Origin of the sequence: Pseudoalteromonas sp. CH_XMU1449-3, assembly GCF_037027245.1 — a bacterium.
Lineage (GTDB): Bacteria > Pseudomonadota > Gammaproteobacteria > Enterobacterales > Alteromonadaceae > Pseudoalteromonas > Pseudoalteromonas shioyasakiensis.
The window spans coordinates 198756-223057 of sequence record NZ_JAYMDY010000008.1 but is presented as its reverse complement, the minus strand read 5'-3'; the positions used below and the strand labels follow the sequence as shown (position 1 = coordinate 223057).

22 protein-coding genes are annotated in these 24302 nt (G+C 40.4%); 6 read left to right on the top strand and 16 right to left on the bottom strand.

Annotated elements, in window-relative coordinates; all coding sequences use genetic code 11:
* The 14 genes from WA256_RS12255 to gyrA all read right to left on the bottom strand — a co-directional run.
* Nucleotides 1-519, bottom strand: a 519-nt coding sequence (locus WA256_RS12255; RefSeq protein WP_335991802.1) for a transposase, incomplete at its 3' end; no start/stop codon positions are given.
* Between the two features lie 213 nt (nucleotides 520-732).
* On the bottom strand, nucleotides 733-1092 hold the full coding sequence (locus WA256_RS12250; protein ID WP_250659315.1) for a hypothetical protein: 360 nt from the start codon (nucleotides 1090-1092) through the stop codon (nucleotides 733-735).
* A 122-nt stretch (nucleotides 1093-1214) separates the two neighbouring features.
* The gene (locus tag WA256_RS12245; protein ID WP_250659316.1) at nucleotides 1215-1559 is read right to left on the bottom strand and encodes a hypothetical protein; all 345 of its coding nucleotides are present in this window, start codon (nucleotides 1557-1559) and stop codon (nucleotides 1215-1217) included.
* Between the two features lie 63 nt (nucleotides 1560-1622).
* On the bottom strand, nucleotides 1623-2618 hold the full coding sequence (locus WA256_RS12240; protein WP_335991799.1) for a hypothetical protein: 996 nt from the start codon (nucleotides 2616-2618) through the stop codon (nucleotides 1623-1625).
* Nucleotides 2619-2858: 240 nt separating this feature from the next.
* The gene (locus WA256_RS12235; protein WP_062564453.1) at nucleotides 2859-3107 is read right to left on the bottom strand and encodes a hypothetical protein; all 249 of its coding nucleotides are present in this window, start codon (nucleotides 3105-3107) and stop codon (nucleotides 2859-2861) included.
* Between the two features lie 375 nt (nucleotides 3108-3482).
* On the bottom strand, nucleotides 3483-4187 hold the full coding sequence (pyrF, locus tag WA256_RS12230; RefSeq protein ID WP_063705476.1) for an orotidine-5'-phosphate decarboxylase: 705 nt from the start codon (nucleotides 4185-4187) through the stop codon (nucleotides 3483-3485).
* Between the two features lie 32 nt (nucleotides 4188-4219).
* Nucleotides 4220-5356 carry a lipopolysaccharide assembly protein LapB gene (gene lapB, locus WA256_RS12225; RefSeq protein WP_058585078.1) on the bottom strand — a complete coding sequence of 379 codons (1137 nt, stop codon included), beginning with the start codon at nucleotides 5354-5356 and terminating at the stop codon, nucleotides 4220-4222.
* A gap of 2 nt (nucleotides 5357-5358) precedes the next feature.
* Complete coding sequence (locus WA256_RS12220; RefSeq protein WP_054551349.1) at nucleotides 5359-5640, bottom strand: lipopolysaccharide assembly protein LapA domain-containing protein; 282 nt, start codon at nucleotides 5638-5640, stop codon at nucleotides 5359-5361.
* Nucleotides 5641-5660: 20 nt separating this feature from the next.
* Nucleotides 5661-5948, bottom strand: a complete 288-nt coding sequence (ihfB, locus tag WA256_RS12215; protein WP_036968575.1) for an integration host factor subunit beta — start codon at nucleotides 5946-5948, stop codon at nucleotides 5661-5663.
* A 65-nt stretch (nucleotides 5949-6013) separates the two neighbouring features.
* On the bottom strand, nucleotides 6014-7681 hold the full coding sequence (gene rpsA, locus WA256_RS12210) for a 30S ribosomal protein S1 (protein WP_054551350.1): 1668 nt from the start codon (nucleotides 7679-7681) through the stop codon (nucleotides 6014-6016).
* Between the two features lie 98 nt (nucleotides 7682-7779).
* Nucleotides 7780-8487 (bottom strand): (d)CMP kinase, encoded by a 708-nt coding sequence (gene cmk, locus WA256_RS12205; RefSeq protein ID WP_058585079.1) that lies wholly within the window; start codon nucleotides 8485-8487, stop codon nucleotides 7780-7782.
* A gap of 104 nt (nucleotides 8488-8591) precedes the next feature.
* Entirely contained in the window at nucleotides 8592-9872 is a 1281-nt protein-coding gene (aroA, locus tag WA256_RS12200; protein ID WP_062564455.1) for a 3-phosphoshikimate 1-carboxyvinyltransferase, read from the bottom strand.
* Nucleotides 9873-9874: 2 nt separating this feature from the next.
* A complete protein-coding gene (gene serC, locus WA256_RS12195) occupies nucleotides 9875-10963 on the bottom strand; it encodes a 3-phosphoserine/phosphohydroxythreonine transaminase (RefSeq protein ID WP_335991785.1) in 1089 nt (362 codons plus the stop codon).
* A gap of 69 nt (nucleotides 10964-11032) precedes the next feature.
* Nucleotides 11033-13729, bottom strand: a complete 2697-nt coding sequence (gyrA, locus tag WA256_RS12190) for a DNA topoisomerase (ATP-hydrolyzing) subunit A (protein WP_062564456.1) — start codon at nucleotides 13727-13729, stop codon at nucleotides 11033-11035.
* Nucleotides 13730-13905: 176 nt separating this feature from the next.
* Here gyrA and ubiG point away from each other — a divergent pair, with 176 nt between their 5' ends.
* The 5 genes from ubiG (at nucleotide 13906) to yfaE (ending at nucleotide 19441) form a co-directional block, all read left to right on the top strand.
* Nucleotides 13906-14616: a bifunctional 2-polyprenyl-6-hydroxyphenol methylase/3-demethylubiquinol 3-O-methyltransferase UbiG gene (ubiG, locus tag WA256_RS12185; protein WP_058585083.1), complete on the top strand. Its 711-nt coding sequence runs from the start codon at nucleotides 13906-13908 to the stop codon at nucleotides 14614-14616.
* Nucleotides 14616-15290: an HAD family hydrolase gene (locus WA256_RS12180; RefSeq protein WP_335991780.1), complete on the top strand. Its 675-nt coding sequence runs from the start codon at nucleotides 14616-14618 to the stop codon at nucleotides 15288-15290. Before ubiG ends, WA256_RS12180 begins: the two co-directional genes overlap by 1 nt.
* A gap of 392 nt (nucleotides 15291-15682) precedes the next feature.
* Nucleotides 15683-17968, top strand: a complete 2286-nt coding sequence (gene nrdA / locus WA256_RS12175) for a class 1a ribonucleoside-diphosphate reductase subunit alpha (RefSeq protein WP_054551357.1) — start codon at nucleotides 15683-15685, stop codon at nucleotides 17966-17968.
* A 70-nt stretch (nucleotides 17969-18038) separates the two neighbouring features.
* Nucleotides 18039-19169, top strand: a complete 1131-nt coding sequence (gene nrdB / locus WA256_RS12170; RefSeq protein ID WP_054551358.1) for a class Ia ribonucleoside-diphosphate reductase subunit beta — start codon at nucleotides 18039-18041, stop codon at nucleotides 19167-19169.
* The gene (gene yfaE / locus WA256_RS12165) at nucleotides 19169-19441 is read left to right on the top strand and encodes a class I ribonucleotide reductase maintenance protein YfaE (RefSeq protein ID WP_250659322.1); all 273 of its coding nucleotides are present in this window, start codon (nucleotides 19169-19171) and stop codon (nucleotides 19439-19441) included. Before nrdB ends, yfaE begins: the two co-directional genes overlap by 1 nt.
* On the opposite strand, the gene WA256_RS12160 is transcribed toward yfaE, so the two are convergent.
* Entirely contained in the window at nucleotides 19438-19965 is a 528-nt protein-coding gene (locus WA256_RS12160) for a YaeQ family protein (protein ID WP_335991775.1), read from the bottom strand. The two genes, yfaE and WA256_RS12160, sit on opposite strands and share 4 nt — an antisense overlap.
* Nucleotides 19966-20119: 154 nt before the next feature.
* Between WA256_RS12160 and WA256_RS12155 the strand changes: the two genes are divergently transcribed.
* The gene (locus tag WA256_RS12155; RefSeq protein WP_335991811.1) at nucleotides 20120-22531 is read left to right on the top strand and encodes a TonB-dependent receptor; all 2412 of its coding nucleotides are present in this window, start codon (nucleotides 20120-20122) and stop codon (nucleotides 22529-22531) included.
* Between the two features lie 85 nt (nucleotides 22532-22616).
* Here WA256_RS12155 and glnS read toward each other — a convergent pair whose 3' ends face one another.
* On the bottom strand, nucleotides 22617-24284 hold the full coding sequence (gene glnS, locus WA256_RS12150) for a glutamine--tRNA ligase (protein ID WP_335991774.1): 1668 nt from the start codon (nucleotides 24282-24284) through the stop codon (nucleotides 22617-22619).
* Between the last annotated feature and the right edge of the window lie 18 nt (nucleotides 24285-24302).

Below are 24302 nucleotides of genomic sequence, written 5' to 3'. Positions count from 1 at the left end.
TAATTGATTACCATCATCTTCAAGGATATCTGGTAAACGCTTTTTGAGTGACGTAATACCTTCAGGCAGCTTAACACCGTATTCTGCACCTAAACCACGAGCTCTGTTCGACACCTGTGTTCGCTGTTTTATATACCCTTTACGAAGCTTAAGTAATGATGCAAGGTCTTGTTGGCTAATTGATTTTACCGCAACAGAATAAATATTTGGGCGTTTAAGTGCCTCATAAATAGCCAAAGCATCATTTGCATCGTTTTTATTACCTGCTCGGTACTTGGCAACTATGTGAGGAGGGAGTAACTTAACTTTGTGTCCTTGTCCTTCAAATTTACGACCGTAATAGTGAGCGCTGCTACAAGCTTCCATACATATAAGTGCTTCTGGATGGTTAACAATAAACGAAAGCATCTTGTGTTCAGTCATTTTCTCATTCGACTTCAAAACACCGAACTTATTAAAGAAAGCGACTTGAAAGACTGTTTTGGCTAAATCAATCGTTATAGTGCTAGACTGTGTCATGGTATGGGCTCCTTTTTGTTTGTCACTTTCACCTTAGTCGATTTTGACAAAGGTGGGGAGTCCATACCATTGAGTTAACAAGATATTGAATTATCTGAAAGAGTAAAGTGAAAGCTTTACTCTTTTTTTTCTAGTTTTGATTATCGTAAATTTTTTAAACTATTTTGAGCGATTTTTTGTTAAAGCAAAACCTACTAACAGTCGCAAATGCGGCTATAAAGCTTTGTTATTACTCAAGCGCTTAAACCAATTTATAGCTAAATTCCCATATACAATTAGTAAACCAAAACTTAAATAGCCTAAAAAAAGCCCAACAGTAGTTGGAGTAATTTTTAAATCAAATCCGGATGCTATAAGCAATAGTATGTTCGCTAGGATACTAGAAACAAATATTATTATACATACTGAACTTACGTTTTTAAGACGATTTGCAGTAGATTGGAGTGACACCAAGGCAACAACAAACCAATAGTGATTTATATAGATCTCACCCTTAACCATTAAGATATAAATCATAGTCACTATAAAACTGCTCATAGGTAATAAGGCAAGTCCATTTAAAAATTTACTCATAGCTCCCTCTAGAGTTGAAAATTTAAGTGTTTATTTGGCAAATTGAATTGTGTCGATTCCATGCCCTAGTTTGATTTCCATTAATTCAATCCTTTTAAGCGAAAACAGGTTTTTATATGCAATTAGATATTCGGCTCAACATATCTAAGCCTTGGTTTTGGTTCAAAATAAACCAAGAAGTTATTATCGTCGTTCGCTAAATAGACTCTTAAAACCAACTCACCGCCCCACGCTTGAAAGGCAATTCTTGTAATTTCTTCTTTATAAATATGAAATACTAACTCCGTTCCGTAAAATAACTTTACACTCACTGAGTTATTCATAAATGGTGAATGAGTAAATATTAATTTTTTGTTGTTCTCATAGGTCTTAATGAATGAGAATAGCCCTTCATCATGATCATATTCGCAAGAATAACCAAATCCTTTTTCAAAAAACTCTACTTCATCAGGAAACTCGTATGTCAATTTTACACCTTGCTACAACTGTAAATAATGTACAGTAAAGAGTTTTTGATTACGGGTAATTCTCTAGCTTTCATTAGCAAACAACCTAGCGTCTTCAAGTTGCCCTTCTGTACAAACCCACCGCCAATGAATGTCTTCAATCTTATTGCCTAGTATTGATAACTCTTTTTTTAAGCGGCTTCTATCTCTGGTAAGCCAAAACCAACCACTTAAATTATATCTCACAAAAATAGTTACTTTCGTATCTTTAAAACTCTCATGATTTAACGAGTCGTTATATAAATCAACTATGTCTTTCTGAATATTTTTGTCCATAAGGAAGTCATTTGCTTCATCAATTTTATTCTCAAACAAATCTAAATACTTCCAATATTCGATGTAAGCTTTAACTAAAATAAGCTTAAGATCACTACCTGTCGGGGCATTCCTAGAAGCTTTTCTTGCAAACTCAAGCATTTCTTCGTTATCACCGCCCCACTTTTCAGATAAAGCAATGATCATGTGCATGTGTGCAGCCCAGTTATAAGGATCTCTAGCTATTGCTTCCTCATAATATTTAAATTTAAGTTCATCGCTATCTGAGTACCATGTAGCTACCATAATCAAGTATGCCCATGGTGTAGGATCCTCTGGTGTTTTATCTGCACATTCTAATAATACTTGCCTAGTTTTATCCAATCGCCTGAAAAACTCTTTCCATTGAGCTTCTGATATTTCAGCTCCACGACCATAGCCCCTTGCAGACCAAGACCATTGTAGTAAACGAGCACCATAACAAAGTAGAGCATCCCCGGAGTCTGGATGCGAATTTGTCCACTTATCTAAAGCTTGAGGAAACATTATTCGAGACATACTTACAGAATAAAAATAACGCTCCTCATGGCTATCTAATGTTTCAAATAACTCTTTAAGGTCACTGTATTGGTCAGGTTTATCTAAAACGTTGTAAGCTTTTATACATCCGTAAGCACATTGTCTACGTTTATTATTCTTATGTTTTCTATGGAAATACATCAACATAGATAAAATTGATAAAGCACACAAAATCAAAAGAATCATTCAAAATCCAAATTTAATAAATAAAGTTTAATGTAGTTTGTAAGTATTCAATGCCTACCAACAAACGCTAAAATCCAATCATGTTCTTCATCAGTTGATGCTTCTTTATTAACGAACTCTTATATTTCAGCTTTCATTGTTTATAATTCGGTAATACTCTCTTCTTGGGTTGATAAGTAGCTACTTAAAGAAGCAAAAAAGAATCGTTATGCATACTTTATCCAAGCATGTTGATATGTGTTAAGTGTCGATTATTACGAAACCTTCAGCCCAATAATCTTTACCAAGTGGGTAACACGATATATAGAAACCACTTTCGTCACAAGCAGCGGGGTTAATATTTGGAAAATCTCTAAACCCAGGTTGCTCTTTTAGCCTTCCAACAGCAGCAATGGCCTCTTGCTCAGAAGCATAAATCCCGATTGTCTTTACACATTCATTGTTTTCAGAAATTATGTGCAAATGCTCTAGTAGGTATACTTTATCCATAGAAACCTAACATTTAAATGGTGCGTTCATCGCGCATACTTTGCAAAGTTAACGCCAATTATCTGGTTTCTATATTTTTAACAAATTCCCTAAGTTATTACTACCACGAAGTTTTTTAAGACATCAAAGTCAAATTAAAATGAGTAATCTGATCGCAACGTTCACTTTCATTGATATATATGAAAAGAGCAGTTTAACAGTTGTTTCAACATGATATTTAGCCAATCTTAATAAACACTTTTTGATCGCTAGAGTTCTAGGGAATTCACCAGATTAAGTATTGTGAGCTTGCCACAAAAACAAAAAGAGCATTGTATATAGCGCAATAAATCACGCTTACAATGCTCTTTAAAGACTATTTTAAAATAACGAGGGTTATTTTAGTGAGTCGTTAATTTCTTTTAGTGTTGCAACTGGATCTGCCGATTGAGTGATTGGGCGGCCTACAACTAAATAGTCGCTGCCATCTTCAACGGCTTGTTTTGGTGTCATGATGCGCTTTTGGTCACCTGCATCGCTGCCTGCTGGGCGAATACCCGGAGTAACTAGTTTAAAGTCTGCACCAAGTTCTGCTTTTAGCTTTTTCGCTTCTTGTGCTGAGCACACTACCCCATCAAGGCCTGATTCTTTAGCAAGATTTGCTAGGTAAATTACTTGTTCTTCTGGTGTTTTATCTACACCTAAACGAGTAAGTTCTGCGGCATCCATACTGGTTAGTACAGTTACTGCAATCAGTAATGGAGCATCATCACCAAACTGCTCTAAAGCTTGCTTTGCTTTAGTCATCATTTCAACGCCACCAGAGGCATGCACGTTAACCATCCATACACCCATTTTTGCAGCTGCGGTTACAGCTTTAGCCACTGTGTTTGGAATATCGTGAAATTTTAGGTCTAAGAATACATCAAAACCTAAGTCGATTAGTTCCTTAACAAAGCTAGGACCAAAATACGTGAACATTTCTTTGCCTACTTTAAGGCGACACGTATCAGGCGATAATTGCTTTACAAACGCAAGAGCTGTTTGTTGATCATCATAATCAAGGGCAATTAATACTTTTTTTGAATCTTCGACAGACATAACTTTCCTAAAAACTAATGGACTAATATGAATTAAAAACCGTCTATGCCACGGCTTGGGACAATTGTTTCCCAGTGCTTACAAGATGGACATACCCAATAAATGGTATGACTGGTAAAGCCACAGTGTTGGCACTGAAAATCAGGTTTGGTTGCGATATAAGACGTTACTAGCTTATCAATTTGATCGAGTACATCTTTAATATCGTTGTTTTGTTTGGCAAGTAGCTGTAATAAAAAGCTAAAGCCACGAATAGTCGGATGACGCTTTAAACTATCCGTTAAAAATTTAATTGCTTGCTCTATGTGGCCTTGCTCAAGTAATGCTTGGCAGTGTTTTATTTTTATTAATACGCCACCTTTATCGAGCAGTTCATTGAGTAATTCGTAAAACTGATGCGTTAAATTAAGCTTTTGATAACTGAGCGCTAATTCTTCAATAAATACCGGCGCAAAAAACGTGAATTGGCTAATAAGCTCGCGCCAGTAGTAAATTGCTTTTACATAATCTTCTTTGGTAAAAGCACTGTGGCCAAGCTCATACAATGGGCGAATAGCTTTATGGTTTAAGCTAATAGCTTTACGCATAATTTGCGTATCGTTATCTTGTAAAGCTGCTTCACAGTAAAAATTGGCAATCGCTTTTACATGCTGAGGTTTAGTGAACAACTCACTGTGAGCCTCGTACATGTTAATGCCCTTTTCCCATTCACGGGTTTGTGAATAAAGATTAATAATTGGCTCTAAGGCTTCTTTATAGCCTGCCTTAACAAGCCATACTAAATGCTCTTCTGCACCATCTAACAAGCCTGCCATAATGTAATCTTCAGCAAGTTCTAAGCGGCTGGTTGCAGCTTGTTGCTCATCAAGACTTGGATGTTTTAATAGCAGCTCATGAATTTTAATGGCGCGGTCAAGTTCGCCACGGCGGCGGAACATAGTTGCAAGCGTTGAATAGTGTTCAACAGAATCAGCGGCAACTTCGAGTAGATTAATAAGGTGCTCTAAGCCTTGGTCTTCTTCTCTGTCTAAGAGAAATTTAAGGCCTTTAGAATATTCAGAGGTAATTTGCCGATTAAGCTGATGAGCTTGGTTTTTAGCGCTGTTTTTACCCATTATCCAACCGTAACCGGCTGCAACGGGTAAAAGTAAAAACAGAAGCTCAATCATGATTAGGTGTCTTTATTAGCAACAAGCTTTTTATTGTTTTTTTCAGGCGCTAATTTTTTCTTTAAGCGATAATTTTGCCACTTTAACTGAGAAAACAGTGTAAAGCTTATAAAACAACCAATTGCGACACCTAAAATAAAGCAGATACTTATTACAACAGCTAGGGGCAAAGTATTACTGGCGATTAAATAATTGATTTGCACCAATTGTGGATTCTGTGAACCAAGTACAAACGCAATAAATAAACATAGCGCAATTAATACAATTTTTAATACCCTAAACAAGTAACTACTCCTGTATAAAACTAGGCAATACTCGCATTTACGCGGTCACGTAATTCTTTACCTGGTTTAAAATGTGGTACGTGCTTACCGTCTAACTCAACTGTTTCGCCAGTCTTTGGATTACGACCTGTGCGAGGAGAACGATAATGCAATGAGAAACTTCCAAAGCCACGGATCTCGATGCGATCTGAGCTAGATAATGAGCCGGCCATTTGTTCAAGAATTTCTTTAACGGCATTTTCAACATCTTTCACAGGGATGTGTGCGTGTTGCTCGGCAAGTTGTTCTATCAATTCTGACTTAGTCATAGCGTTTCCTTAAAGAGTGGTAAAGGAAGGGCAAAACTGCCCTTCCAATTTTAAAAGACTAGATATTAGTCTTTTTGAGCATTTTTGAATGCTGCAGCCATAGCGTTTTCGAACGCTGGCTCTTCTTTCTTAAGCTTCTCTAGTACTTCTTTCTCTTCTGCTTCGAAAAGAGCTTTAACAGATAAGCTTAAAGTGCGGTTCTTACGATCAACACCAACGTATTTCGCTTCGATTTCGTCGCCTGCAGAAACTACAGTAGTAGCATCTTCAACACGCTCTTGAGCGATATCAGCTACACGGATGTAACCTTCAACGCCTTCGATTAGCTCAACAGTTGCGCCTTTCGCATCAACTTCAGTCACTTTACCTTTAACAATAGCACCTTTTTTGTTTGCGTCCAGGTAGTTATTGAATGGGTCAGCTTCGATTTGTTTAACGCCTAGAGAGATACGCTCACGCTCTGGGTCAACTTGTAATACGATAGCAGTGATTTCGTCGCCTTTCTTGAATTCACGTACAGCTTCTTCGCCTGGTGTGTTCCAAGAAATGTCTGAAAGGTGAACAAGACCGTCAATACCGCCTTCAAGACCGATGAAGATACCGAAGTCAGTGATTGATTTGATCTTACCAGTAACTTGGTCGCCTTTGTTTTGTAGACGAGCAAATTCTTGCCATGGGTTAGCAATACATTGCTTAAGACCAAGAGAAATACGACGACGCTCTTCGTCGATTTCAAGAACCATAACTTCAACAGTGTCACCTAGTGAAACAACTTTTGAAGGGTGGATGTTCTTGTTAGTCCAATCCATTTCAGAAACGTGTACTAGACCTTCTACGCCTTCTTCGATTTCAACGAAACAACCGTAGTCAGTAAGGTTAGTTACACGACCAGAAAGCTTAGAACCTTCTGGGTAACGACCAGCGATAGCTGCCCATGGATCTTCGCCAAGCTGTTTAAGGCCTAGAGATACACGAGTCTTTTCTTTGTCGAATTTAAGAACTTTAACTGCGATTTCGTCGCCAACATTAACGATTTCTGAAGGGTGCTTAACACGCTTCCACGCCATGTCTGTGATGTGTAGTAGACCGTCAACACCACCAAGGTCAACGAACGCACCGTAGTCAGTAAGGTTCTTAACGATACCTTTAACTTCTTGACCTTCAACAAGGTTAGCAAGAAGTTCTTCACGCTCTTGTGAGTTCTCTGATTCGATAACTGCACGGCGAGAAACAACAACGTTGTTACGTTTTTGGTCAAGCTTGATTACTTTGAACTCAAGCTCTTTACCTTCAAGGTGAGTTGTGTCACGTACTGGACGAACATCAACAAGTGAACCAGGTAGGAAGGCACGGATTGAATCAACTTCAACAGTGAAACCGCCTTTAACTTTACCGTTGATAACACCAGTAACAGTCTCTTGCTCTTCACATGCTTTTTCTAAGCGGATCCACGCTTCGTGACGCTTCGCTTTCTCACGAGAAAGGATAGTTTCACCGAAACCGTCTTCGATTGCGTCTAAAGCAACATCTACTTCGTCGCCAACAGCAACTTCTAGTTCACCAGCAGCATTTTTGAATTGCTCAGCAGGGATTGCACTTTCAGATTTAAGACCAGCATCAACAAGTACGATGTTGTTCTCGATTGAGATAACAGTACCTTTAACGATAGAGCCTTGCTCTGCTTCAAAACCCTTAAGGCTTTCTTCAAATAACTGCGCAAAATTTTCTGACATTATACGTCTCTAAATAATTAAATAACCAATTAGCAACCATGCTGCATGGGGTTGTTAAAATAGCACTAGCTTCCTGCCGGTACCTTAATAAATTACTTTTAAGCTTTTGGAAGCTTTCCTGCAAGTACTGCTTCGTCGAGTAAAGTTACTACTTTATCAAACACTTGCATTGCATTAAGCTCGCTAGTATCGAGCTCAATGGCGTCTTCTGCAGGAACAAGCGGCGCAACTTCACGCGTCATATCACGGTGATCGCGAGCTTTTATGTCCTCAAGTAGACCACTTAGTGTAACATCAAGACCGCGTTCGTTCAACTCAGCAAAGCGACGACGAGCGCGCTCTTCAGCTGATGCGGTTAAATAAATCTTCAATGGTGCATCTGGGAACACAACTGTGCCCATGTCACGACCATCGGCAATTAAGCCGCTCTCAGTACGAAACGCACGTTGACGACGTAATAATGCTTCTCTCACCCGTGGTAATGCAGCAATTTTTGATGCCGCAGCACCCACTTCTTCGTTACGAATTGTGGTTGTGACGTCTTCGCCTTCCAAGACAATTTTAGAAGTATGCGTTTGGCTATCGACCAAAAACTGTACATCTAAGTTTGCAGCTAGCGGAACTAGCGCATCTTCATTATCTAGTTCAATTTGATGATGAAGCGCTGCAAGTGACAGCACACGGTAAATCGCTCCACTGTCTAATACATCCCAACCTAATTTCTCGGCTAACAAGCGACAAACAGTTCCTTTACCTGAACCACTTGGGCCATCGATGGTGATTACGGGCATTGATAACGCCTGCATTTATAACCTCCTGCAATGCACACCAAAATAAAACCGCGATATTATACGCCAGTTCTAGAAATAGATCCGCATTTAGAATGTAACTTTTTATATTTTCTTCTGTTTTATTGACTTGAGACAGACTCTAGTACTTTGAAAAACGTTGGAAAAGTTTTGTATGTACACTTAGGATCGTTAATGGTTATCGGCTTTCCGCCAACGGCAACCATTGCAAAACACATGGCAATACGGTGATCGTTATAGGTATCAATCGCTACATCGTTAAATGTTTCTGGTGGTGTAATTTCGATGAAATCTTCACCTTCAACCACTTCTGCACCAACTTTACGAAGCTCAGTCGCCATGGCATATAAGCGATCTGTTTCTTTTACACGCCAGTTATAGATATTACGAATAGCTGTTTTACCTTTAGCAAAAAGCGCAACAGTGGCTAGTGTCATTGCCGCATCAGGGATTGCATTGGCATCAATATCGACCGCGTTTAGCTCGCCTTTACGAACCACCAGCTTTTCATCATACCAATCGATTTTGGCGCCTACTTGCTCCATAACTTTGGCAAAACCAATATCACCTTGAACAGATGCCGCACCTACCCCGTTAATTTCAATTTCGCCACCTGCTATTGCAGCCGCCGCAACAAAATAAGAGGCGCTTGATGCATCACCTTCAACCATAATGCGCTCAAGTGCTTGATACTGCTGACAGCCTTCAACGTAAAATGTTTCGTAATTGTCATGGCTTACTGTAACGCCAAAACGCTTCATTACATCTAGGGTAATATCAATGTATGGCTTTGATACCAGCGTGCCTTTAATGGTGATTTCTGTATCGCCATTAAATAATGGCGCTGCCATTAGTAACGCTGTTAAGAACTGGCTAGAAATGCTGCCATCAATTTCAACTTTACCACCGTTGATTTTGCCGCCTTTTATGGCCAGTGGTGGGTAATCTTTATGCTTAAGGTATTCAACATCACCACCCAGAGCTTGCAGTGCATCAACCAAATGGCCGATTGGGCGCTCTTCCATACGAGGCTCGCCCACCAGCTGGTACTCGCCATCTACAGCAGCTAAAACCGCTGTCAGTGGACGATAAGCTGTACCGGCATTACCTAAAAATAAAGGCTCGCTTGGGGTTTTAAATTTACCTGCAACACCCTCTACGGTGGCCACTGTTTTATCTTCATTAAGCGATACATTCACGCCTAAAAGATTTAATGCACCTAGCATGTGACGAATGTCATCACTGTCTAGTAGGTTTTCAACAACCGTTGTGCCCTCTGCTAAAGCAGCTAGTAACAAGATACGGTTTGATAAACTTTTTGAGCCTGGCAGTGTCACACTACCATTTACCTTTGTAATCGGTTCAAGACGAAGCTGTTCCATAATTAGCTGTTCTCCTTGGCGAATTTTTCCATAAAATTAACCAAGGCTTGAACACCTTCAAGTGGCATCGCATTATAAATGCTTGCGCGCATACCACCGACAATACGGTGACCTTCAAGGGCTAATAAGCCTGCATCTTTTGATTCACTAATGAATTTATCATTCAGTGATTCGTCATTTAACCAAAATGGTACGTTCATTCGCGAACGGCAATGCTTAGCAACTTTGTTGCTGTAAAAATCTGAGCTATCAATGTAGTTATAAAGAAGTTCTGCTTTTGCGATGTTTTGTTCTTCCATCGCTTTAACGCCGCCGTTTGTTTCAAGCCATTCAAATACTTCAGCAGCTAAGTACCACGCGAATGTCGGTGGTGTGTTATACATGCTGCCTTGTTTTGCTTCTAATGCGTAATCAAGAATACCTGGCTTTGCAAGACCTTCGCGCTCAAGAAGCGTTTTGCGAACAATAACAATCGATAAACCAGACGGGCCAATATTCTTTTGTGCGCCAGCGTAAATAAGATCAAACTGATTTACGTCAAACTCGCGCGATAAAATAGTCGATGACATATCAGCCACAATCGGTGCTGATGGGTGTGATGGTACGTCAAAAATTTCTATGCCATCTACGGTTTCATTCGGACAATAGTGAATGTATGACGCATCAGCAGGTAATTCCCAGCTGCTTGCTGGTTTAATAGAGAACTGGCCATTTTGCTGCTCATCATCACGTACATTGATGCTTTCAACTGCAGTGAATTTTGCCGCTTCTGAAGTAGCCCCTTTAGACCATACACCGTTTTCACAGTACACAGCTGGCTTATCATCAAGGTGAAGGTTCAGTGGTACAGCACTGAATTGACCACGGCCACCGCCGTGCATAAATAACACTTCAAACTCATCGCTAATATTCATTAAACGACGCAGGCTTGCTTCACATTTAGTGGTAAGCGCTAAAAAGTCGCTGCTGCGATGGCTAATTTCCATCACAGAGACACCTAAACCTTGCCAATCTATAAATTCTTTTTGTGCTTTTTGCATAACTGCCGGCGGTAGCATTGCCGGTCCTGCACAAAAATTATACTTAGTCATTACTTTGCCTCATTCCAGTAATTATAGTGCGGATAAAAAAAGCGGCCGAAGCCGCTTTTTAAATCAATGTTATTCTGAAGGTGGGTTATCACCCGTTTCTTCAGTATTGGTATCGACTACTTCAACGGCCTCGCCTTCGATGGCTTCAAGCTCATCAACTTCGATTTCTTCGATACGTTGTAAACCAACTACTTGCTCTTCGTCAATAGTTCGTATCAAAATAACGCCTTGAGTATTACGACCAACCGTAGAAACCTCGTTTACACGGGTACGTACTAAGGTACCGCGATTCGAGATAATCATGATTTCGTCGTTATCGTCAACTTGTACTGCACCAACCACAGCGCCATTACGCTCGCTTACTTTGATTGATACAACACCTTGTGTTGCACGGCTCTTCGATGGGTAATCTTCAAGTGCTGTACGCTTACCGTAACCGTTTTCTGTCACAGTTAGGATTGCACCATCTGACTTAGGTACGATTAACGACACAACGCGTTGGTCGTCAGCCATCTTAATACCACGAACACCTGTTGCTGTACGACCCATTGGACGTACACCTTTGAAGCGGATTTCTGGGTTACCGTTTTCGTCTAGAACTGGGTTACCATTTTCATCAACAACTTCTGTCTCTTCTGCTTCTTTAAAGCGAACAACTTTACCAGCATCAGTGAATAGCATGATTTCATTCGTGCCATCAGTGATATCAACACCAATTAGGCTATCGCCTTCATTTAGGTTAACAGCGATGATACCGCTCGCACGTTGACGGCTGTATGCTGTAAGTGGTGTTTTCTTAACTGTACCAAACGCAGTTGCCATGAAGATGTATTTATCTTCTTCGTACTCACGTACTGGTAAGATAGCAGTAATACGTTCATCAGCTTCAAGTGGTAATAAGTTAACAATTGGCTTACCACGCGCTGCACGGCTTGCTAATGGTAACTGATATACTTTCAACCAGTATAAGCGACCTGCTGTTGAGAAGCACAGGATTGTATCGTGCGTGTTAGCAACTAACAGACGTTCGATGAAGTCTTCATCTTTCATCTTCGTTGCTGATTTACCTTTACCACCACGACGCTGTGCTTCGTAGTCAGATAATGGTTGATACTTAACGTAACCTTCATGAGAAAGCGTTACAACAACGTCTTCTTCATTGATTAGGTCTTCAAGGCTAATATCGTGAGCAGCTGCACTGATTTCAGTGCGACGTTCGTCACCATATTGCTCTTTAATTTCTACTAGCTCGTCGCGGATAACTTCCATTAAACGCTCTGGGCTTGAAAGAATATGTAAAAGCTCAGCAATTAGATCAAGTAAGTTTTGGTACTCGTCTAAGATCTTCTCATGCTCAAGACCTGTTAGTTTGTGTAAACGTAGGTCTAGAATTGCTTGTGCTTGTTGCTCAGATAAATAGTACTGACCGTCACGGATACCTAAATCAGCCGCTAACCAATCAGGGCGTGCTACGTTATCTTCACCTGCTTTTTCAAGCATTGCTTTAACAGTGCCTAGTTCCCAAGGACGTGCTGTTAGTGCAGCTTTTGCTTCTGCTGGTGTTGGTGACTTACGAATAAGTTCGATAATTGGGTCGATATTCGCAAGGGCAATCGCTAAGCCTTCAAGCGTATGAGCACGGTCACGGGCTTTACGTAAATCGAATACGGTACGACGTGTAACAACTTCACGGCGGTGTACGATAAACGCTTCAAGCATTTCTTTTAAGTTGAAACACTTAGGTTGGTTGTTATCAAGTGCAACCATGTTCATACCAAACACAGTTTGTAACTGAGTTTGTGCATATAGGTTGTTTAAGATTACTTCACCAACATCACCACGTTTGATTTCGATAACGATACGCATACCGTCTTTATCTGATTCGTCACGTAGTGCGCTAATACCTTCAATCTTCTTATCTTTAACAAGCTCTGCGATCTTTTCAATAAGGCGTGCTTTGTTAACTTGATAAGGGATTTCGTGAACGATGATTGTTTCACGACCGGTTTTTTCGTCAACTTCGATTTCAGCGCGAGCACGGATATATACTTTACCACGACCGGTTAAGTACGCTTGCTCAATGCCTTTTTTACCATTGATAATCGCCGCAGTCGGGAAATCTGGACCTGGGATATATTCAATAAGGTCAGCAATTGACATATCAGGGTTTTGAATAAGCGCTAAACAACCATTGATAACTTCTGTTAAGTTATGAGGTGGAATGTTTGTCGCCATACCAACCGCGATACCCGAAGAACCATTTACTAATAAGTTAGGTACTTTAGTAGGTAATACGTCAGGAATTTGCTCAGTACCGTCGTAGTTCGGTACGTAATCAACCGTTTCTTTTTCTAAATCAGCTAATAATTCATGTGACATTTTCGCCATACGGACTTCCGTATAACGCATTGCTGCCGCAGAGTCACCGTCAACAGAACCAAAGTTACCTTGGCCGTCAACAAGCATGTAGCGTAATGAGAAAGGCTGCGCCATACGAACGATAGTGTCATATACCGCGCTGTCGCCATGTGGGTGGTACTTACCGATTACATCACCAACAACACGTGCTGATTTCTTGTAAGGTTTATTCCAATCATTATTGAGTTCGTTCATTGCAAATAGAACGCGGCGGTGAACTGGCTTTAAGCCGTCACGTACGTCTGGCAATGCACGTCCTACGATTACACTCATCGCGTAATCAAGGTAGGAGTTTTTTAATTCATCTTCAATATTGACTGGCAGAATTTCATTGGCGAGATCAGTCATTTGATTTCACATTCCTTCAGTATTGACTCATTAAGAGGCAAACCGCCGTCTTAAGAGCTTTAGTTATTATTTCCAGACCATGCTATCACAATTTATTTAGATTTACAGGCGCTAAATCTTTGCGATTTATTAATTTCCCCCTATATAATGGCCTCAGATTAACGAGGAAGTTTTTTATGACCGAGCATCAAAATGTAGATAATGCAGAAATTGCAAAGTTTGAAGCCATCGCAGAACGTTGGTGGGACCGCGACGGAGAGTTCAAACCCCTTCATGAAATAAATCCTCTACGTTTGGATTTTGTCGCTGATAAAGTAGGCGGCTTATTTGATAAGGAAACCTTAGATGTTGGCTGTGGTGGCGGCATCTTAAGTGAAAGTATGGCGCGTATGGGCGCTAAAGTAACCGGTATCGATATGGGCCAAGAGCCACTCACCGTTGCTAAGTTACATAGTTTAGAAACAGGCGTACCTGTTGATTATATAAAAGTACCTGCAGAGCAATTCGCTGCTGAGCACCCTGCTCGCTTTGATGTAGTGACTTGTATGGAAATGCTTGAGCATGTTCCAGACCCTGCTTCTATTATTCGTGCTGTAGCAGAACTTGCTAAACCGGGCGCCGATGTATTCTTTTCAACATTAAATAAAACACCAAAAGCTTATTTGTTTGCTATTGTCGGTGCTGAAAAGCTTTTGAAAATGGTACCTGAAGGTACACATGACCATAAAAAGTTTATTAAACCTGCACAGCTTATTGCATGGGCAGAAGAAGCGGGATTAAAAGTACGCGCCAGTACCGGCCTTCATTATAACCCGTTTTCTAAACAGTACAGCTTAAATGATGATGTAAGTGTTAATTACATCCTGCACTTTGAGAAACTAGCCTGATGAGTGGTGTGCAAGCACCCTCTATCGATTTTGATGCGTTTATCTTTGATTTAGATGGCACACTACTCGATACCGCGGATGACTTAGGTGGTGCATTAAACCGAGTGTTAGCAGATGCTAATGTGGCGCCTGTTGCTGAGCATGTTTATCGCCCTGCAGCTTCTAACGGTGCAAATGCATTATTAGAAGTGGGCTTTGGTGATAAATGGCCTGAACTTGAACAACTCGCCTTGCGTCAGCAGCTTCTTGACTACTACGCCGAAGATATTGCTGTGCACAGTAAATGTTTCAATGGCATAGAACAGCTTTTAATTGCACTTGAGCAAAACAATATTAAGTGGGGCATTATGACTAATAAGCCCGGCTTTTTAACTAAGCCCTTAGTGCAAGCTATTCCCTCTTTGCGTGATGCAAAGGCGGTTGTGAGTGGCGATACATTAGCAGTATCAAAACCATCACCGGATCCACTATTACACACCGCTGAGATCTTAGACGTTGATCCGAGCCGTTGTTTGTATATCGGTGATGCTGAACGTGATATTCAAGCTGCAAAAGCGGCCAATATGTACAGCGCAACAGCGTTATGGGGTTATATACCCAGTGTAGATGCCGCACTTGGCTGGCAAGCGGATTTCAATTGGCAAACGCCGATTGATGGTTTTAACCATATATAGTGTTATTTGATAACTGAAACACCATATATTGTGATTTGATTTACTTTTGAGCATTCATTGATGATAAAAAAATCAGTCAAAATTTATTTTTAAAAACGGTAAATTTTCTGGATCTTTTGTTGATTTCTACAAATTTCGTCGTCTATGAATGTTCAAAGGTTAATGGTCACTAACACAATGCGTTTATCCAATAGTTATCCACAAAATGGGGCAATTCTATCCCTTGCAAAACAGCGCAGACCACACTATCTTGTGATCTGCAATTTAAACAACACCAGATATTGTGGCTAAATGTTATTCAATTAGATCACCCTGGCGTTTAATAATAATAATTACATAAAGAATACCTTTGTCTTTACAACTATAATTTCCCAAGGAATACAGGCAAAACTATGAACCAACAGCTATCTGTAAGCAAACGTGACGGCCGTAAAGAGTCACTTGATCTAGATAAGATCCATCGCGTGATCGCTTGGGCCGCAGAAGGTCTAGAGAATGTGTCTGTCTCACAAGTTGAATTAAAATCACATATTCAATTTTACGACGGCATTCGTACCGATGACATTCATGAAACAATCATCAAAGCTGCAGCTGATCAGATCTCTAAAGATACGCCTGATTACCAATACCTAGCTGCTCGCTTAGCTGTATTCCATTTACGTAAAAAAGCGTACGGTCAATTTGAGCCACCACGCTTATACGATCACATCACGAAATTAGTTGAAGACAAGCGTTATGATCAACACCTACTTGTTGATTATACCGAGCAAGAAATTGACGAGTTAGATGCTTACATCGATCACAACCGTGACTTAAACTTCAGCTACGCTGCTGTAAAGCAACTTGAAGGTAAGTATTTAGTTCAAAACCGTGTTACTGGTGAAATCTACGAAAGTGCACAGTTTTTATATATCTTAGTTGCTGCAAGCTTATTCTCTGATTATCCAAAAGAGACACGCCTTGATTACATCAAGCGTTTTTATGATGCAGTATCTACATTCAAAATTTCATTACCTACACCTATCATGGCTGGTGTACGTACCCCTACACGTCAGTTCAGCTCATGTGTACTTATTGAATGTGGTGATAGCCTAGATTCTATTAATGCAACATCGTCTGCGATTGTTAAATACGTTTCACAACGTGCGGGTATTGGTATTAATGCCGGTCGCATCCGTGCGCTTGGTAGCCCTATTCGTAACGGCGAAGCGTACCACACAGGTTGTATTCCGTTTTATAAGCACTTCCAAACAGCAGTTAAGAGCTGTTCACAAGGTGGTGTTCGTGGTGGCGCAGCAACACTGTTCTACCCACTTTGGCACTTAGAAGTTGAAAACCTACTTGTTCTTAAGAACAACCGTGGTGTTGATGATAACCGTGTACGTCACCTTGACTACGGTGTGCAGTTCAATAAATTAATGTATAGCCGTTTAATCAAAGACGATTACATCACATTATTTAGCCCTTCAGATGTACCAGGTCTATACGATGCGTTCTTTGAAGATCAAGCAAAGTTTGATGAGCTATACATCAAATACGAGCAAGACGAGTCAATTCGTAAAAAACGTATTAAGGCGATTGAGTTATTCTCAATGTTTGCACAAGAGCGTGCGAGCACAGGTCGTATCTACTTACAAAACGTTGACCACTGTAATACGCACAGCCCGTTCATCTCGACTGTGGCGCCAATTCGTCAATCTAACTTATGTTTAGAAATTGCATTACCAACTAAGCCACTTAGCAATGTAATGGATGAAGAAGGTGAAATTGCACTTTGTACGCTGTCAGCGTTTAACTTAGGTGCAATTGAATCACTTGACGAATTAGAGGAACTTGCTGAACTTGCAGTACGTGCCCTTGATAACTTACTTGATTTCCAAGACTACCCTGTTCCTGCGGCGAAAAACGCGACTATGGGTCGTCGTACGCTAGGTATTGGTGTTATTAACTACGCATACTACTTAGCGAAAAATGGTAAGCGTTACTCAGATGGCAGCGCAAATGCCCTAACTCACAAAACATTTGAAGCAATTCAATATTACCTAATGAAAGCATCAAATGAGTTAGCGAAAGAACGTGGTGCGTGTCCTAAATTTAACGAGACAACGTATTCTCAAGGCATTATGCCAACAGATACTTACAAACGTGACCTAGATCAGTTCTGTGATGAGCCTCTTCACTTAGATTGGGATTCATTACGCGAAAGCATTAAAGAGCACGGTATGCGTAACTCAACGCTATCTGCCCTTATGCCTTCAGAGACATCATCGCAAATCTCTAACGCAACAAATGGTATTGAGCCACCACGTGGTCATATCAGCGTTAAAGCAAGTAAAGATGGTATCTTAAAGCAAGTAGTGCCAGATTATGAAAATCTGAAAGATAACTACGAGCTACTGTGGGATATTCCTTCAAACGATGGTTACCTACAACTGGTTGGTATTATGCAAAAATTCGTTGACCAAACGATCTCTGCAAACACTAACTATGATCCATCTAAGTACGAAGGCGGTAAAGTACCTATGAAGGTGCTATTAAAAGACCTACTGACTGCGTATAAACTTGGTGTTAAAACCCTGTACTATCACAACACACGTGATGGTGCATCAGACTCTCAAGATGAGTTAACACCTGAGGTAGAAGATGACGGTTGTGCAGGCGGCGCTTGTAAAATCTAATTAAATTAATAACATAACAAAAGCGGGCTCATTAGCCCGCTTTGTCCTGACTGTTTTTTGAGAAATCACTATGTCATATACAACTTTTAGCCGAAATCATAATAACCAATTACAAGAACCGATGTTTTTCGGCCAAACGGTAAACGTGTCACGTTACGACCAACAAAAGTACCCTATCTTCGAAAAGCTAATTGAAAAGCAACTTTCGTTCTTTTGGCGTCCTGAAGAAGTTGATGTAAGTAAAGACCGTCTTGACTTCCAAGCGTTACCAGAGCACGAAAAGCACATCTTTTTAAGTAACTTAAAATATCAAACGCTACTTGATAGTGTGCAAGGTCGTTCGCCTAACGTTGCGTTACTACCTATTGTGTCTATTCCTGAGCTAGAAACTTGGATTGAAACATGGGCATTTAGTGAAACTATTCACAGCCGTTCATACACACACATTATTCGTAACGTTACGCAATCTCCTGAACTTATCTTTGACGATATCGTAAGCAACGAGAAAATCAGTGAGCGTGCTGATGCGGTAACTAAGTATTACGATGATTTAATAAACATGATTTCTGTTTACAACCTATATGGTGAAGGTAAACATGTGATCAATGGTGAAGAGGTTAAAGTCAGCTTATTTGATCTTAAAAAGCAACTTTACCTAGCAATGATGTCGGTTAACATCTTAGAAGCGATTCGTTTCTATGTAAGCTTTGCTTGTTCATTTGCTTTCGCTGAGCGTGAATTAATGGAAGGTAATGCAAAAATCATCAAGCTAATCGCCCGTGATGAAGCGTTACACTTATCTGGTACACAGCACATCTTGAACATTATGCAAGAAGGTAAAGACGACCCAGAAATGGCAATCGTTGCGGCACAATGTCGTGAAGAAGCAATTCAGATGTTTGTTGAAGCAGCAGAACAAGAAAAAGATTGGGCAGAATACCTGTTCAAAGATGGTTCTATGATTGGTCTTAACAAAGATATCTTATGCCAATACGTTGAATACATCACTAATGCACGTATGACTGCAGTAGGCCTACCTGCACAGTTTGAAAGTAAGAGTAACCCTATTCCGTGGATCAACTCTTGGTTAGTATCAGACAATGTTCAAGTTGCTCCACAAGAAGCTGAAATCAGCTCTTACCTTGTTGGTCAAATTGACTCTCAAGTTGATGCATCTGACTTTGGTGACTTCGACCTGTAATGAGCTCAAACAAAACTGCAGAGGTTATCCTTGCAGGAACAGACAGCCAGAATCTTGAATTTGATTCTGGCTGTTCATCTCTCCTTGAATGCCTAGAACAAAACAAAATAGATGTCCCCTACCAATGCCGTGAAGGTTATTGTGGCGCTTGCCGTGCAAAATTAATCGAAGGTAATGTGAGCTATAATCAAGAGCCACTTGCGTTCGTGAGAGCTGGCGAAGTGTTACTGTGTTGTAGTAAACCCAATGGGAAAGTAAAAATTGAGCTTTAATGCCAAATAAGCTCACTGGTTTGGTAGAAATTTTCTTTATCCGACACACTCACCATTTGCTGATCAATCGTAACATCCCACTGTAAGTTTTTAGTTAGATGACTCGCTAATTCCTCAATAAAGCTGTTATCAAACGCAATTAAATGACCATTATTGATAAGTTCAAACTGGTGTTCATTTTCTTTAAGCCAATCATTGTTTAAGGTTGTCACGACCCATAGTTCATCGACCCGCTTAGCGATTTTGTTGAGCTGTAAAATATCTGGTTGGTCAACAGCAAGCCATGTTTGATAGTGGTCATCAAGCGCTTTTATTGATACATCTGGTTCAGCATGACTGAACCTTGCATTCAATATGGCTGTTTCGTTGTGTGAAAATAAGCAATAACTTAAAAGCTTGAGTACAAAGTGTTGATAGCTTTCACGACGGTCACAAGCAGTGGTAAACACCTCTTTGTGATTACGGTGCTCTCTTAAATCAGCAATGGTAAAATTTGCTTTGAATACCCTATTTTTATCAGACATAAGATTTGGCCATCTTGGTGTAACAGTCTAAGTATAGTGTATGGTGTTAAAATCGCGACTTAAGGTGAAGTTATAGTATAACGTTATTGCAGTAAAAAAATTGCGGTGTTATATTATATCACCACACTCAACAACAAACTTAGAAGTAGTAATGATGAAACAAGTTTCAATTCTTTCTAGTGCTGTTGCCGCTGCGCTGTTTTCTCAATCAACAATGGCTGCTGTGATCACAGGTCAAGTATTAGATAAAAACCAAAAACCTATCAGCAATGCTGAAATACATGTACACGGCAAATCACAAAGCGTTGTCACTGACAAACAAGGTCAGTTTAGAATTGATGTAGACAGTAAAGGTCAGCTTCACATCAGTAAAAACAATTTCATCGATAAGCGTGTTGCTATTAATGGCGAAGACCAAAATGTTGTGGTTACGCTTACACCAACATCAGTTGAAACTGTTGTTGTTTATGCATCAGCACTTCATAAAAATAGTCTTGAAATGATTTCGCCAGTGAATGTTTTAGCCGGTGATGAGTTAAAAGATAAAGCAAAACCGACATTAGGCGAAACACTAAAAGGTTTACCAGGCGTTAATGCAAGCTACTTTGGCCCAGTTTCATCAAGTCCAATTATTCGTGGTTTAGATGGTCCGCGTGTAAAGATCACCCAAAATGGCCTTGATAGCAGTGATGCATCACGTATTGGCCCTGACCACGCAACATCAAATGATAGCCTAGCAGCAGAGCAAATCGAAGTACTTCGCGGCCCTGCTACCCTACTTTATGGCTCTGGCGCTATCGGTGGTGTGGTGAACGTTGTTGATAACCGTATTCCTACCGATAACATCGAGTCTTTAACCGGTGCTGCACAATACACACACGATACAGTATCAAATACCAACACCTATGCTGCAAAACTTGAAACCGGTAATGATGGTTTCAACTTCCATTTTGATGGTACAAAGCGCAAAGGTCACGATTATGACACGCCAAACTTTGAGCTCCCTGAAGAACATGAAGAGCACGAGGAACATGAAGGTGAAGAGCATGAAGAACACGAAACAGCTAACAGCGTAGAAAACACCTTTATCGATAGCCAAACAGTTAACTTTGGTACTAGTTACGTGGGCGATCATCTAACGCTAGGTGTGTCATTCGGCCGCATCGAAACAGATTACGGTATTCCTGCTCATGAGCATCATCATCATGAAGAAGAAGAGGAAGATCATGATGAACATGAAGGTGAAGAAGAGCACGAAGAATCAGTATTTGCACAGCTAGAGCAAGACCGCTGGCAAGGTTACATGAGCTATGCACTTCATGATAACTGGATTGAAAATATCTCACTACGCGTTGGCTACACAGACTACAAACACGCTGAAATTGAAGATGGTGCAGTGGGCACGGTGTTTACAAACAAAACAACCGAAGCACGTGCAACCGTTGAGCACAAGTTAGGCCTTTGGCACGGTATGGCTGGTTACCACTACACTGAGTCTGACTATGATGCAGATGGTGAAGAAGCCTTTACGCCAGCAAGTGTCACTAAAACAAACGCGTTATTCGTTCTTGAAGAGCGCCAGTTTGGTGATGTGACCATTGAGCTAGGTGCACGCCTTGAAGATTATCAAATCGATTCTGCTGTAAGCATGGCTGAGCATCATCACGATCATGAAGAGGAAGAAGAGCACCATGACGAAGAAGAAGCTGAAATCATTAACTACAGTGAAGATTTCACAAACCTAAGCTTATCTGCAGGTGCAATTTGGCAATATCAAGAAGGCCAAAGTGTTGCTTTAAGTGTATCTCGTTCAGAACGTGCGCCGCTGAGTGCTGAATTACTTTCAAACGGTATTCATATCTCAACAGGTACTTACGAGCTAGGCCTTGGTTATCATATTGAAGATGGCGAAATTCATTTTGAGCCAGAAGATATCGAGCAAGAAACTGCAACGAACTTTGATTTAAGTTTCCGCCGTTTTATTGGTGACTTTGGTTACACAGTTAACTTCTTCTATAACGACATTGAAAACTACTACTACCAGCAAAATACCGGTTTAGTTTTCGACGAAGAGCATGGCTTAGAATCAGCAGCTGATGCAGATGAAGATGCAATGGCGGTTTACCAATTCACAAGTAAAGATGCGAAATTATACGGTATTGAATTTGACGTACATTATCAAGTGACGCCAAGTGCGCTAGTTAAAGTGTTTGGTGATTCAACAACGGCTAAGCTAAAAGATGATGAAGGTTACTTACCGCGTATTCCGGCTAATAAACTGGGTTCTGAATTACAGTACACAGTTTCTGATTGGAAGTTTAGCCTAACCGGTACTCATTATTTTGAGCAGTCTGACATTACTGCTTACGAGACAAAAACTGATGGTTATACCCTGTTTGATGCATCAGCTAACTACCAACTTGACTTAGGTCCTGTTGATACACAGCTTTATATTAATGTTGACAACTTAACCGATGAACTTGGTTTCGTACACAGCTCATTCATTAAAGAAAAAGCACCACTACCTGGTCGTAACTTCAGCTTGGGTATTCGCGGTTATTTCTAATCGCTTTTAATAGTTATAAAAAAACCCTTTCACTTTTAAAGTGAAAGGGTTTTTTATTAAGCATAGAAACTAAATAGATTAGCTATCAGCCCTTTTGTTCAATCTTCGCCCATGAATCACGAAGACCCACAGTTTGATTGAATACTAATGTTCCTGCTTTGCTATCACGACAGAAGTAACCTGTACGCTCAAACTGGAAGCCCTGCTCTGCTTGTGCATTTGCAAGTGATGGCTCAACTTTCGCATTTTCAAGAACCACAAGTGATTCAGGGTTTAGTGTTGCGTTAAAGTCTTCTGCTGCCGCTGGGTTTGGCACGTTAAACAAACGGTCGTATAAACGAACTTCAGCTGTGATAGATTCACTCGCTGATACCCAATGAATTACACCTTTAACCTTACGGCCATCACTTGGGTTTTTACCCAAAGTTTCAGGATCGTAAGAGCAGAAGATAGTCGTAATTTCGCCGTTTTCGTCTTTTTCAACGCGCTCAGCTTTAATGACATAAGCACCACGTAAACGTACTTCTTTATCAAGAACTAAACGCTTAAACTTGTTGTTTGCTTCTTCACGGAAGTCTTCACGCTCGATATAAAGTTCACGAGTGAAAGGTACGTCACGGCGACCCATCTCTTCTTTATTCGGGTGATTAGCAACAGATAACGTCTCTACTTTATCTGCGTCATAGTTTTCGATAACAATCTTCACAGGATCAAGAACAGCCATTGCACGAGGTGCATGTTCATTTAGGTCTTCACGGATACAAGCTTCTAGCATGCCCATTTCAACCATGTTTTCTTGTTTAGTGATACCGATACGAGAACAGAACTCACGCACTGATGCAGGTGTATAACCACGACGACGTAGACCCGCAATTGTTGGCATACGTGGATCGTCCCAGCCTTCAACATGACCATTTACTACTAAGTCGTTTAATTTACGTTTAGACATAATGGTGTACTCAAGATTTAATCGTGAGAACTCGATTTGTTGAGGATGACACTCAAGGCTGATGTTATCTAATACCCAATCGTATAAGCGACGGTTATCTTGGAACTCAAGCGTACATAATGAATGTGTAATACCTTCTAGCGCATCTGAAATACAGTGTGTGAAGTCGTACATTGGGTAAATGCACCACTTGTCACCTGTTTGGTGGTGATGAGCAAAACGTACGCGGTATAAAATTGGATCACGCAGTACCATGAATGAGCTTGCCATATCGATTTTAGCACGCAGTACACACTCACCTTCTTTGAATTCACCATTACGCATTTTTTCAAATAGCGCTAAGTTTTCTTCAACTGGCGTATCACGGTATGGGCTATTTTTACCTGGCTCTTTTAAAGTACCACGGTATTCACGTGCTTGATCTGGCGATAAGAAACACACATACGCTAGGCCTTTTTCGATAAGCTCAACAGCATAGCCGTATAAGGCATCGAAATAGTTAGATGAATACTTAATTTCACCATCCCACTGGAAACCTAACCACTGCACATCTTCTTTAATCGAATTTACGTAGTTGATGTCTTCTTTTTCTGGATTCGTATCATCAAAACGTAAGTTACAAAGACCTTGATAATCTTGGGCGATACCAAAATTCAAACAAATAGACTTTGCATGACCAATGTGTAAAAAACCGTTTGGTTCAGGTGGAAAACGCGTGTGTGTAGTCGCATGCTTACCGCTTGCTAGATCTTCGTCGATACGCGTTCTAATAAAGTTACTTGGGCGATTCTCAATTTCCGCCATAGGAGCATAATCCTCTGA